The sequence below is a fragment of the Spiroplasma endosymbiont of Zeiraphera isertana genome (assembly GCF_964030805.1).
In the GTDB taxonomy this organism is placed as follows: domain Bacteria; phylum Bacillota_I; class Bacilli_A; order Mycoplasmatales; family VBWQ01; genus Spiroplasma_E.
Window position 1 is genome coordinate 298,848 of record NZ_OZ034965.1, and the last position, 12,433, is coordinate 311,280.

Annotated in this window: 12 protein-coding genes and 7 pseudogenes; 9 read left to right on the forward strand and 10 right to left on the reverse strand. The window is 24.5% G+C overall.

What is annotated here, in order from left to right:
• Positions 1-46: 46 nt before the first annotated feature.
• Together AAHM78_RS02075 and AAHM78_RS02080 are read right to left on the reverse strand one after the other, a co-directional pair.
• Positions 47-319 carry a hypothetical protein gene (locus tag AAHM78_RS02075; RefSeq protein WP_342254201.1) on the reverse strand — a complete coding sequence of 91 codons (273 nt, stop codon included), beginning with the start codon at positions 317-319 and terminating at the stop codon, positions 47-49.
• Between the two features lie 228 nt (positions 320-547).
• Positions 548-1,264, reverse strand: coding sequence for an IS1595 family transposase (locus AAHM78_RS02080; RefSeq protein ID WP_342254202.1), 717 nt, complete (start codon positions 1,262-1,264; stop codon positions 548-550).
• A gap of 153 nt (positions 1,265-1,417) precedes the next feature.
• Between AAHM78_RS02080 and AAHM78_RS02085 the strand changes: the two genes are divergently transcribed.
• The 5 genes from AAHM78_RS02085 (at position 1,418) to AAHM78_RS02105 (ending at position 3,438) form a co-directional block, all read left to right on the forward strand.
• On the forward strand, positions 1,418-1,819 hold the full coding sequence (locus AAHM78_RS02085) for a transposase family protein (protein ID WP_342254203.1): 402 nt from the start codon (positions 1,418-1,420) through the stop codon (positions 1,817-1,819).
• 119 nt (positions 1,820-1,938) lie between these two features.
• On the forward strand, positions 1,939-2,181 hold the full coding sequence (locus tag AAHM78_RS02090) for a transposase family protein (RefSeq protein WP_342254204.1): 243 nt from the start codon (positions 1,939-1,941) through the stop codon (positions 2,179-2,181).
• Positions 2,165-2,557: a transposase family protein gene (locus AAHM78_RS02095; protein ID WP_342252835.1), complete on the forward strand. Its 393-nt coding sequence runs from the start codon at positions 2,165-2,167 to the stop codon at positions 2,555-2,557. Before AAHM78_RS02090 ends, AAHM78_RS02095 begins: the two co-directional genes overlap by 17 nt.
• 59 nt (positions 2,558-2,616) lie before the next feature.
• Positions 2,617-2,982 carry a transposase family protein gene (locus AAHM78_RS02100; RefSeq protein ID WP_342254987.1) on the forward strand — a complete coding sequence of 122 codons (366 nt, stop codon included), beginning with the start codon at positions 2,617-2,619 and terminating at the stop codon, positions 2,980-2,982.
• A 90-nt stretch (positions 2,983-3,072) separates the two neighbouring features.
• Positions 3,073-3,438 carry a transposase family protein gene (locus tag AAHM78_RS02105; protein ID WP_342254988.1) on the forward strand — a complete coding sequence of 122 codons (366 nt, stop codon included), beginning with the start codon at positions 3,073-3,075 and terminating at the stop codon, positions 3,436-3,438.
• Positions 3,439-3,577: 139 nt separating this feature from the next.
• Here the strand turns inward: AAHM78_RS02105 and AAHM78_RS16615 are convergent.
• A pseudogene (locus AAHM78_RS16615) lies at positions 3,578-3,910 on the reverse strand (IS30 family transposase); the annotation flags it as partial.
• Between the two features lie 78 nt (positions 3,911-3,988).
• Between AAHM78_RS16615 and AAHM78_RS02110 the strand changes: the two are divergent.
• A complete protein-coding gene (locus AAHM78_RS02110) occupies positions 3,989-4,948 on the forward strand; it encodes an IS1595 family transposase (protein WP_342254205.1) in 960 nt (319 codons plus the stop codon).
• Positions 4,949-5,040: 92 nt separating this feature from the next.
• Here the strand turns inward: AAHM78_RS02110 and AAHM78_RS02115 are convergent.
• Positions 5,041-5,445 (reverse strand): annotated as a pseudogene (locus AAHM78_RS02115) (IS30 family transposase); the annotation flags it as partial.
• 74 nt (positions 5,446-5,519) lie between these two features.
• On the opposite strand from AAHM78_RS02115, the gene AAHM78_RS02120 reads away from it, so the two are divergent.
• Positions 5,520-6,479 (forward strand): IS1/IS1595 family N-terminal zinc-binding domain-containing protein, encoded by a 960-nt coding sequence (locus tag AAHM78_RS02120; RefSeq protein WP_342254207.1) that lies wholly within the window; start codon positions 5,520-5,522, stop codon positions 6,477-6,479.
• A 206-nt stretch (positions 6,480-6,685) separates the two neighbouring features.
• Here AAHM78_RS02120 and AAHM78_RS02125 read toward each other — a convergent pair.
• Positions 6,686-7,423: pseudogene (locus AAHM78_RS02125) on the reverse strand (IS30 family transposase); the annotation flags it as partial.
• 79 nt (positions 7,424-7,502) lie between these two features.
• Between AAHM78_RS02125 and AAHM78_RS02130 the strand changes: the two are divergent.
• Positions 7,503-7,928, forward strand: a pseudogene (locus AAHM78_RS02130) (transposase); the annotation flags it as partial.
• Between the two features lie 128 nt (positions 7,929-8,056).
• On the opposite strand, the gene AAHM78_RS02135 reads toward AAHM78_RS02130, so the two are convergent.
• On the reverse strand, positions 8,057-8,773 hold the full coding sequence (locus tag AAHM78_RS02135; protein ID WP_342253288.1) for an IS1595 family transposase: 717 nt from the start codon (positions 8,771-8,773) through the stop codon (positions 8,057-8,059).
• 204 nt (positions 8,774-8,977) lie between these two features.
• Positions 8,978-9,937, reverse strand: a complete 960-nt coding sequence (locus AAHM78_RS02140; protein ID WP_342254209.1) for an IS1595 family transposase — start codon at positions 9,935-9,937, stop codon at positions 8,978-8,980.
• Positions 9,938-10,017: 80 nt separating this feature from the next.
• Between AAHM78_RS02140 and AAHM78_RS02145 the strand changes: the two are divergent.
• Positions 10,018-10,833: pseudogene (locus AAHM78_RS02145) on the forward strand (IS256 family transposase); the annotation flags it as partial.
• A gap of 34 nt (positions 10,834-10,867) precedes the next feature.
• On the opposite strand, the pseudogene AAHM78_RS02150 reads toward AAHM78_RS02145, so the two are convergent.
• The 3 genes and pseudogenes from AAHM78_RS02150 to fba all read right to left on the reverse strand — a co-directional run.
• Positions 10,868-11,104 (reverse strand): annotated as a pseudogene (locus tag AAHM78_RS02150) (helix-turn-helix domain-containing protein); the annotation flags it as partial.
• An 82-nt stretch (positions 11,105-11,186) separates the two neighbouring features.
• Positions 11,187-11,339, reverse strand: a pseudogene (locus AAHM78_RS02155) (helix-turn-helix domain-containing protein); the annotation flags it as partial.
• A gap of 150 nt (positions 11,340-11,489) precedes the next feature.
• Complete coding sequence (gene fba, locus AAHM78_RS02160) at positions 11,490-12,359, reverse strand: class II fructose-1,6-bisphosphate aldolase (RefSeq protein ID WP_342254213.1); 870 nt, start codon at positions 12,357-12,359, stop codon at positions 11,490-11,492.
• Positions 12,360-12,433 lie beyond the last annotated feature (74 nt).

The window sequence follows — 12,433 nt, forward strand, 5'->3', positions numbered from 1 at the left end:
ATATACCATTGCATTTAAATTTACAATTTGTAAATAAATTAAATCATTATTTTTGATTTTCACTTTCATATATTTTTTTATTTTCTTCTGCCATTTTTACATATTTATCTTTTTCTTCATTTGTCATTTCTTTTCAATGATTACCAATAAGTTTGGCAACTTCTGCAACTTTTGATTTAAGTTCAGTATTTTGTTGAATAATCTCTCCTCTTTTTTCTTTACTAAAAAGCATATAAGCGTTCATTGGTGGTTTAGGTGCATTAGGATTTTTTGTCTTTTTAGTTCTTTTAACTTTATGGTTTTTCGCTGTTTTTGACATTTAAATAACCTCCTAAGTTTCTGTTTTAAATTCTATATTTTTAATTGTTCCATGTTGTCATCTCCTTCTTTTTTTTAAAGAACAACCGGGACATTTATTAGGATAACTGACATTGCGACTACGACAACTAACAGATTTATTTATGGCTTTTCTCCCTTTATGTACTATTTTTAAATTTTATCACATAAATGCTGAGAAAAGCCTATCTACGGACTTCTCCCCACATTTTTAAATCAAACATAACATTACAGTTTCAAAACTAGGTATATTGTTGAATTTATATGCCGATTCTTTTGCGTATAAATGAACATGATGTTTTTCAACTTTGATATGTGTTTTAAATGTTCGTCTGATGTGCTTTCATGCCGATTCAATCTGGTTTATGTTTACACCAGTTTTTGAAACATAGCCATCTTGATGGTTAACTGTTTCATGCTTAGTGAAAACTGATTTAAAATGACGATATCCTTTTCAAGAATCAGTATGTACATCACACTTTGAAGAAATGTGGTTTCTTGCAAATTGCAAAAGATTTTTTTGATTTGCATTTTTAAACACTTTCACAATTAAATTATTGGTTGTTTTTTCATAAATCCCAACAATCAAAGTTTTATTTTTTAAGGATCTTCCTTGTTTTTTAAAACCCATATGTGAAAGATACATTTCATCCATTTGCACTATGCCCTCAACAATGAATTGAGGTTCTTGTTTTGCAATTGCACTTCGGATTTTATGACCCATTCTTCAAGCAGTTTTCAAAGTTACTCCCAATTCTTTTGCAACATCAGTTGATGGAATTCCATGTTTGGTGTTTATTCATCTAAAGATGAGATAAAACCAAGATGTCAAAGGTGTTTGTGACTTGTAAAAAATGGTGTCATGAAGAATACTAAATGTTTGATGACATTTCAAACATCTTATTCTTCTTAAATCAGAAGTATTCAAATTTGTTCAAGAACACCTCATACATTTGTTTTCCTTCAAACTTGCTATATATTTCAAACAATCTTTTTCTGTTTGAAATATATTAGACTTGGTGCAAAACCTTTAATTTTAACAATTTAACGATTATTATTAATATTAAAGGTGATAGTTATTATGTTGAAAAAATATAAAGATGATCAAGAATTTTATAGTTTAGTCGGCATAAAGCCACAAACATTTTATAAAATGCTTGAAATTTTAAAAATTGCTGAGTCTAAACAAAAATATTATGGTGGTAGAAAAAATAAAATTGTAATTGAAGAGCGTTTATTAATGACTTTAGAATATTGAAAAGACTATAGTAGTTATAGAGTTATTGCAAAAAGATATAATATTAGTCATACTAGTTGCATTCGTAATATTTTTTGAATTGAAAATATTTTAATAAAAAGCGGAATTTTTAATTTACCTGGAAAAAAAGATTTAACAAAAAATAAAGGTACTAATAATAATTTGTTAGCTATTGATGCTACTGAAACTCCAATTGAAAGAATAGACTTGGTGCAAAACCTTTAATTTTAACAATTTAACGATTATTATTAATATTCAAGGTGATAGTTATTATGTTGAAAAAATATAAAGATGATCAATAATTTTATAGTTTAGTCGGCATAAAGCCAAAAACATTTTATAAAATGCTTGAAATTTTAAAAATTGCTGAGTCTAAACAAAAATATTATGGTGGTAGAAAAAATAAAATTGTAATTGAAGAGCGTTTATTAATGACTTTAGAATATTGAAAAGACTATAGTAGTTATAGAGTTATTGCAAAAAGATATAATATTAGTCATAAGACTTGGTGCAAAACCTTTAATTTTAACAATTTAACGATTATTATTAATATTAAAGGTGATAGTTATTATGTTGAAAAAATATAAAGATGATCAAGAATTTTATAGTTTAGTCGGCATAAAGCCACAAACATTTTATAAAATGCTTGAAATTTTAAAAATTGCTGAGTCTAAACAAAAATATTATGGTGGTAGAAAAAATAAAATTGTAATTGAAGAGCGTTTATTAATGACTTTAGAATATTGAAAAGACTATAGTAGTTATAGAGTTATTGCAAAAAGATATAATATTAGTCATACTAGTTGCATTCGTAATATTTTTTGAATTGAAAATATTTTAATAAAAAGCGGAATTTTTAATTTACCTGGAAAAAAAGATTTAACAAAAAATAAAGGTACTAATAATAATTTGTTAGCTATTGATGCTACCGAAACTCCAATTGAAAGAATTAAAAAAAACTAAAATTACTTTTTTCAGGTAAAAAGAAACATCATTCTCTCAAATCCCAAATAATTATTGATATTTCCAATGGAAAAATTATTTCAACTGCTTTTTGTTTTGGAAGCATTCATGATTTTAAATTGCTTCTAAAATCTAAAACTTTTATTCATCCAGAAAAACAAGTTTTTGTTGATTCAGGTTATCAATGTATACAAAATATTCATAAAAATACATTTTTGCCATTTAAAAAAAGTAAATACAATCAATTAACACCAATTCAAAAAGAATACAATAAAACTTTAAGTAAAATTAGAATTAAAATTGAACACGTATTTGCTAAACTAAAACGTTTTAAAATTTTAAGTTTAAAATATCGCAATAAAATACGAAGATTTGCATTAAGATTTAATTTAATAGCAGGAATATATAATTTTGAATTACCTTAGTTTTGCACCAAGTCTAATTAAAAAAAACTAAAATTACTTTTTTCAGGTAAAAAGAAACATCATTCTCTCAAATCCCAAATAATTATTGATATTTCCAATGGAAAAATTATTTCAACTGCTTTTTGTTTTGGAAGCATTCATGATTTTAAATTGCTTCTAAAATCTAAAACTTTTATTCATCCAGAAAAACAAGTTTTTGTTGATTCGGGTTATCAATGTATACAAAATATTCATAAAAATACATTTTTGCCATTTAAAAAAAGTAAATACAATCAATTAACACCAATTCAAAAAGAATGCAATAAAACTTTAAGTAAAATTAGAATTAAAATTGAACACGTATTTGCTAAACTAAAACGTTTTAAAATTTTAAGTTTAAAATATCGCAATAAAATACGAAGATTTGCATTAAGATTTAATTTAATAGCAGGAATATATAATTTTGAATTACCTTAGTTTTGCACCAAGTCTATTGTTGAACTCATTCAATTTCATTGTTTCCTCCACAAGTACATGTGGGGAGAAGTCTGTTATTTATTTATTTGTTTTTACAAAATAAACTTTCCTGAGTTGTAAATATAAATGGGACAGTTTTTTAAAATAATTTTATTAAATCTATTGGTCTTTTATAAGAGAGCGATTTTCTGGGTGTAGAATTAATTTGAAATGCTATAAAATTTAAATTTTTTTGTTTATATGAAGATAGATCTGTAGATTTTGGTAAATATCTTCTTAAAATACCATTATTGTTTTCATTTAAACCCCTTTGGCAAGGTTTACCAGGATCTGCAAAATAAATTTTGACATTACAAATTTTTTCGATTAATCTTCATTTACTAAATTCTTTACCACGATCAAAAGTAATGGTTTTAACTGTTCCTTTTTGTAACTTTGAAATAAATTTTATTATACTTTTCGTAATATTTTTTTAATTTTCACAAAAAATCTTGATATTGCTTTTAATTTAAAATTAAAAGTAATATTTTTATATCAGGGGTGATTTTTTGTGACTAATAATGAATTAATTGATGTTTTAAAAAACAAAAAAGATGAAGAATTTATAAAAATTATTAGACATTTTAAAAATAGAATTAAACAAATTGAGAAAAAAGAAAAATTAGATGCAATTGATAAAAAATTTAAAGAAAAAGGAATTCAATGTCCAAATTGTAAATCTTATTGATGTGTAAAAAATGGTTTTAAGAATAATAAGCAAAAATATTTATGCAAAGATTGTAAAAGTAGCTTTGATGCTTTAAGAAATCATTTTTTACATTGAAGTCATTTATCTCATGAACAATGAGATTGAATAATTTGATTGTCATTGTTGGGTCAATCTGCTTATACTATTTCTCAATTTGCTAAAATTTCAAAAACATCAGCATGATTTAATCGTCAAAAATTTATGAAATCATCACAATTAGCAAAAACACAAAAACCATTCACAAAATTAAAAGGTAGAATTGAAATTGATGAAACTTTTATCAAAGAAATTCATAAAGGAAATTTCAAAAATCCAGATGATCCAAGAAAAAAATGAATTGAAGAAAATGCTAAAGATTTAAATTGTTGTATTGAAATGGCAATTGATGAAAATAAAAATATTTATGCTCAAACAACAAATACTAAAAGATTAACAAAAAAATGAGTACAAGAAAATTTAACATCTAAGCTTATCGAAGAAAAATCAATTATAGTTTGTGATATGCAAATACTATATGATACAGTAGCTAAACAAACAAAATGTACTCTCAAGAAATTTAAATCAAAAGAAAATAAAGAATTAAATTATAAAAATTTAAGTAATATCAGTAAAATACAATCAAGTTTAAAAGAATTTATTACTCATTATCATGGCATTGGATTTACCAATATTCAAAATTACCTCAATTTATGAAAATTTAAATACCGACATTATAAAATATACCCTTATGCAAAATCTGAAGCATTATATTTCGGTTTGTAAAAAAAATAAATCCCAAAATTAAATAAAATCAAATTTTAGGCCAGGTTGATGATTTTTTTTATTTCATCAAGAGTTTTTTTGAAAATTAAAATAATATTTTCTGATTTATGATTTTTAGTTACTAAAGGAATTGTGGTTTTTGATCATATATCAGCCAAAGTAATAATAGAACTTTTATGATCTTTGCCAATGATAGTATCACCTTCTAAATGACCAAATTCTTGTATATTTTTAATATTAGTAATGATTAAATTTCTTTCATGAATAGACTTACAATTATTAATTTTGCCCCTAGTTTCTTTTTGTTTGTGAGATTTATTTTTGCCTTTTCTCAATAAGTTATTTTCATAAAAACCCATTCGATTTGTTTTAAACATGTTATATAAAGTTTTTGTTGAAATACTTTTTATTTTATTTTCCTTTAAAAAGTTAGCAATTATATCAAGAGCATACTTTTTAGTAATTAACAAATGATTAATACTATTAATTTCTTTTAATTTTCACAAAAAATCTTGATATTACTTTTAATTTTAAATTAAAAGTAATATTTTTATATCAGGGGTGATTTTTTGTGACTAATAACGAATTAATTGATGTTTTAAAAAACAAAAAAGATGAAGAATGTATAAAAATTATTAGACATTTTAAAAATAGAATTAAACAAATTGAGAAAAAAGAAAAATTAGATGCAATTGATAAAAAAATTAAAGAAAAAGGAATTCAATGTCCAAATTGTAAATCTTATTGATGTGTAAAAAATGGTTTTAAGAATAATAAGCAAAAATATTTATGCAAAGATTGTAAAAGTAGCTTTGATGCTTTAAGAAATCATTTTTTACATTGAAGTCATTTATCTCATGAACAATGAGATTGAATAATTTGATTGTCATTGTTAGGTCAATCTGCTTATACTATTTCTCAATTTGCTAAAATTTCAAAAACATCAGCATGATTTAATCGTCAAAAATTTATGAAATCATCACAATTAGCAAAAAAACAAAAACCATTCACAAAATTAAAAGGTAGAATTGAAATTGATGAAACCTTTATCAAAGAAATTCATAAATGAAATTTCAAAAATCCAGATGATCCAAGAAAAAAATGAATTGAAGAAAATGCTAAAGATTTAAACTGTTGTATTGAAATGGCAATTGATGAAAATAAAAATATTTATGTTCAAACAACAAATACTAAAAGATGAACAAAAAAATGAGTACAAGAAAATTTAACATCTAAGCTTATCGAAGAAAAATCAATTATAGTTTGTGATATGCAAATACTATATGATACAGTAGCTAAACAAACAAAATGTACTCTCAAGAAATTTAAATCAAAAGAAAATAAAGAATTAAATTATAAAAATTTAAGTAATATCAGTAAAATACAATCAAGTTTAAAAGAATTTATTACTCATTATCATGGCATTGGATTTACCAATATTCAAAATTACCTCAATTTATGAAAATTTAAATACCAACATTATAAAATATCACCTTATGCAAAATCTGAAGCATTATATTTCAGTTTGTAAAAAAAATAAATCCCAAAATTAAATAAAATCAAATTTTAGGCCAGGTTGATGATTTTTTTTATTTCATCAAGAGTTTTTTTTGAAAATTAAAATTAATTTCTGTTAAAGTTAAAATTATTAATTTTCTGCCTGCATTTTGTTTATTTTTTTGAAATTGATTCAATATTTTTAATGGCCTGAGTTGTAAATATAAATGGGACAGTTTTTTAAAATAATTGTATTAAATCTATTGGTCTTTTATAAGAGAGCGATTTTCTGGGTGTAGAATTAATTTGAAATGCTATAAAATTTAAATTTTTTTGTTTATATGAAGATAGATCTGTATATTTTGGTAAATATCTTCTTAAAATACCATTATTATTTTCATTTAAACCCCTTTGGCAAGGTTTACCAGGATCTGCAAAATAAATTTTGACATTACAAATTTTTTCGATTAATCTTCATTTACTAAATTCTTTACCACGATCAAAAGTAATGGTTTTAACTGTTCCTTTTTGTAACTTTGAAATAAATTTTATTATACTTTTCGTAATATTTTCTGATTTATGATTTTTAGTTACTAAAGGAATTGTGGTTTTTGATCATATATCAGCCAAAGTAATAATAGAACTTTTATGATCTTTGCCAATGATAGTATCACCTTCTAAATGACCAAATTCTTGTATATTTTTAATATTAGGAATGATTAAATTTCTTTCATGAATAGACTTACAATTATTAATTTTGCCCCTAGTTTCTTTTTGTTTGTGAGATTTATTTTTGCCTTTTCTCAATAAGTTATTTTCATCAAAACCCATTCGATTTGTTTTAAACATGTTATATAAAGTTTTTGTTGAAATACTTTTTATTTTATTTTCCTTTAAAAAGTTAGCAATTATATCAAGAGCATACTTTTTAGTAATTAACAAATGATTAATACTATTAATTTCGGTAATGTTTAGTAATCTGCGTAACTTACAAAAATAACTATGTTTAATTAATTCTAGTAAATATAATTAAATGACTAGAAAGAGTGAGTTACAAATGGTTAAAAAACAAAACATTAATAATAATGATCCAATATCACAAGCAGTAGATTTATTACTAGAAAATACTGAAGATTTAACAACAGTTTTTAAAGAAGGAGGTTTATATAAAGAATTAACAAAAAGATTAGTGGAAAAAATGTTGAATTCTGAAATGCAAAATTATTTAGGATATGAAAAAAATCAACATAGTAATAGTGAAAATGCTCGTAATGGCATAACTTCAAAAAAATTAATAACTCAAGAAGGTAAAATTGAAATTGATGTACCACGAGATCGTAATAGTAATTTTACTCCTGTAATAGTGCCAAAAAGACAAAGAAGATTTGATGGTTTTGATCAACAAGTTCTTTCACTATATGCAAAAGGTATGACAGTATCTGACATTGGAATGCAGTTGCAAGAGTTATATCATGGTGCAGATATTAGTTTTAATTTTCAAAAAAACTCTTGATGAAATAAAAAAGGCTTTTATCCCTTTATGTACTATTTTTAAATTTTATCACATAAATGGAGATAAAAGCCTACCTAGGAAATTATCCCCGCATGTATTTAAATCAAACACAAAATTACAGTTTCAAAACTAGGTATGTTATTGAATTTATATGCTGATTCTTTTGCATATAAATGAATATTGTGCTTTGAAACTCTTATGTGTGTTCGGAAAGTTCGTCGGATGTGCTTTCATGCTGATTCAATCTGGTTTGTGTTTACACCTGTTGGTGACACATACCCAACTTCATGATTTACGATTTCATGTTTGGGATAGAAGTTTTTGAAACTTACATATCCCTTCCAAGAATCCGTAAATAGACAGCACTCAGTAAAAATGTGTTTCAATGCAAATCTTAAAAGGTTTTTTTCATCTGCATTTTTCAGCACCTTCACAATTAGTTTGTTGCTGGTTTTCTCATAAACTCCAACAATCAAAGTTTTATTCAACAAGGATCTTCCTTGTTTTTTAAAACCTAAATGTGAAAGATACATTTCATCCATCTGTGCTGTGCCATCAACAATGAAACCTGCATCTTGATTTCCAATTCTAGTCCTGATTTCACGACACATTCTTCAAGCTGTTTTATAGGTCACACCCAATTCCCTTGCAACATCGGTTGCTGGTATGCCATGCTTTGTGTTTATTCATCTAAAGATGAGATAAAACCAAGATGTCATTTGGGTCTGTGACTTATAAAAAATGGTTCCATAAAGAATACTAAATGTTTGGTTACAGTTCAAACATCGTATTCTTCTCAAATCAGAAGCATTCAAACTAGAAGAAGCACACCTGATGCATTTCATTATTTTAAACTTCGCTATATATTTCAAACAATCGTTTTCAGTTTGAAATATGCTATTGAATTCATTTCAATTCATTTTTTCCTCCACACTAGTACATGCAGGGATAATTTCCATAAAAAAAATCATCAACCTGGCCTAAAATTTGATTTTATTTAATTTTGGGATTTATTTTTTTTACAAACTGAAATATAATGCTTTAGATTTTGCATAAGGTGATATTTTATAATGTTGGTATTTAAATTTTCATAAATTGAGGTAATTTTGAATATTGGTAAATCCAATGCCATGATAATGAGTAATAAATTCTTTTAAACTTGATTGTATTTTACTGATATTACTTAAATTTTTATAATTTAATTCTTTATTTTCTTTTGATTTAAATTTCTTGAGAGTACATTTTGTTTGTTTAGCTACTGTATCATATAGTATTTGCATATCACAAACTATAATTGATTTTTCTTCGATAAGCTTAGATGTTAAATTTTCTTGTACTCATTTTTTTGTTAATCTTTTAGTATTTGTTGTTTGAGAATAAATATTTTTATTTTCATCAATTGCCATTTCAATACAACAGTTTAAATCTTTAGCATTTTCTTCAATTCATTTTTTTCTTAGATCATCTGGATTTTTGAAATTTCCTTTATTAATTTCTTTGATAAAAGTTTCATCAATTTCAATTCTACCTTTTAATTTTGTGAATGGTTTTTGTGTTTTTGCTAATTGTGATGATTTCATAAATTTTTGACGATTAAATCATGCTGATGTTTTTGAAATTTTAGCAAATTGAGAAATAGTATAAGCAGATTGACCTAACAATGACAATCAAATTATTCAATCTCATTGTTCATGAGATAAATGACTTCAATGTAAAAAATGATTTCTTAAAGCATCAAAGCTACTTTTACAATCTTTGCATAAATATTTTTGCTTATTATTCTTAAAACCATTTTTTACACATCAATAAGATTTACAATTTGGACATTGAATTCCTTTTTCTTTAAATTTTTTATCAATTGCATCTAATTTTTCTTTTTTCTCAATTTGTTTAATTCTATTTTTAAAATGTCTAATAATTTTTATAAATTCTTCATCTTTTTTGTTTTTTAAAACATCAATTAATTCATTATTAGTCACAAAAAATCACCCCTGATATAAAAATATTACTTTTAATTTTAAATTAAAAGTAATATCAAGATTTTTTGTGAAAATTAAAAGATATTAGTGAAAGTGTTATTAGTCAAATTACTGATGAGGTTATTGATGATGTCAAAGCATGGCAAAATCGGCCATTAGAAAGTATTTATCCGATTGTTTATTTTGATTGTATAGTAGTTAAAGTACGACAAGATAAACGGATTATTAACAAATCAGTTTATATAGCACTAGGAGTTGATTTAGAAGGTAAAAAAGATGTTTTAGGTTTATGAATTAGTGAAAATGAAGGTTCTAAATTTTGATTATCTAATTTTACAGAAATGAAAAATCGAGGCTTAAATGATATTCTTAATGCTTGTAGTGATAATTTAACAGGCATGTCAGAAGCAATACAATCAGTTTATCCTAAAACCGAACATCAATTATGCATAGTTCATCAAATTAGAAATAATTTAAAATATGTTTCATACAAACATCGAAAATCTCTAGTTACAGATTTAAAACCAATTTATAGTGCATGTAGTGAAGAACAAGCAATGCAAGCTTTAGAATCGTTTGAAAATAAATGAAATAAACAATATCCTCAAATTACTAAATCTTGATATAAAAATTGAGATAATTTAATGGTTTTTATTAGTTATCCACCAGAAATTAAAAGAGTAATTTATACTACAAATGCTATTGAATCTGTTAATAGTCAATTACGAAAAGTTATTAGAAATAAAAAAGTTTTTCCTAACGATATGGCAGTTTTCAAAATATTTTACTTAGCAATTGAAAATATAACAAAAAAATGAACAATGCCCATTCAAAATTGAAATACAGCAATTGCCCATTTTATGATAAAATTTGAAGACAGAATTAATCTAAACTAGTACCTTGTAAAACAAAGATACACAGATTACATAAAAGCCTCTTAATTTCTGTTAAATTTAAAATTATTAATTTTCTGCCTGCATTTTGTTTATTTTTTTGAAATTGATTCAATATTTCTAATGGCAATAAGTTTTTATTTAATAATCTACAAACTCTATGTACAGTTGATTTACTATAATCAACAATTTTTGCTATTTTACGAATCGAAAATCCATAATTTTTATATTCTTTTATTGCTATTATTGATTCAATACTCAGATACTTATACATTGCGCTAATTCCTTTCTTTTCTTAATTATAGACCTAACACAATTTAATTTTTATATAAGTGTCCTTTTTAATTTTACAATTAAAGTGGCAATAAGTTTTTATTTAATAATCTACAAACTCTATGTACAGTTGATTTACTATAATCAACAATTTTTGCTATTTTACGAATCGAAAATCCATAATTTTTATATTCTTTTATTGATATTATTGATTCAATACTCAGATACTTATACATTGCGCTAATTCCTTTCTTTTCTTAATTATAGAACTAACACAATTTAATTTTTATATAAGTGTCCTTTTTAATTTTACAATTAAAGTAATGAAAAAATATCACAAGTTATTGATAATAAAAGTAATTTTCATATTTGAAATTTATCTTAATTTAAGATTTTCCTAATGAACCAAATTCCGTTAATAATTCTTTAGCTTTAAGTTTAATTGCTTCCATTCCTGGCTTAAAAATTTTTCTAGGATCAAACCCTTTATCTTCATTAAGTTTTCCTTCCGTAACATATTTTTCAATAGCTGCGGCGAACACTTCTTGTAATTCAGTATTAACATTAATTTTACTAATTCCTAAATTAATAGCTTTTTTAACCTGATCTTTTGGAATTCCAGAACCACCATGTAATACCATTGGCTTATTTGAAGCTACTGATAAATTTTTTAACACATCAAAATTTAAACCATCTCAATTTTTAGGATACTTTCCATGAATATTATTTATTCCGGCTGCTAAAAAGTCAATTCCTAAAGCTGCTAATGCTTTACAATCTTCCTCACTAGCAATCTCACCACTACCAATAACTCCATCTTCTTCACCACCAATAGTCCCTGCTTCTGCTTCAACAGATGCATTTCTTTTCTTAGCATAAGCAACTACTTCTTTGGTACCTTTTATATTTTCATTAAAATCTAAATGAGAACCATCAAACATAACAGAACTAAAACCAGCATCTAATGCTTTCTTACAAGAATCTACTGATTGACCATGATCTAAATGTAATGTCACCGGAATAGTAATATTTAAATCATTCAATAACGCTAAAGTCATACTAGCAACTGTGTTAAATCCACCCATGTATTTAATAGCACCTTCTGAAACACCTAAAATAACAGATGATTTAGTTTCTTGTGCAACTTCAAGAATAGATCTTGTTCATTCTAAATTATTAATATTAAAGTGAGCAACGGCATATTTACCTGCTTTTGCTTTATCAATCATATTTTTTGCACTAACAAATTTATTCATTTCTTTTCCTTCTTTCTTAAAATATTATAACCTTATATTATATATTTTCATAAAAAATCTAGTTGCATATATAT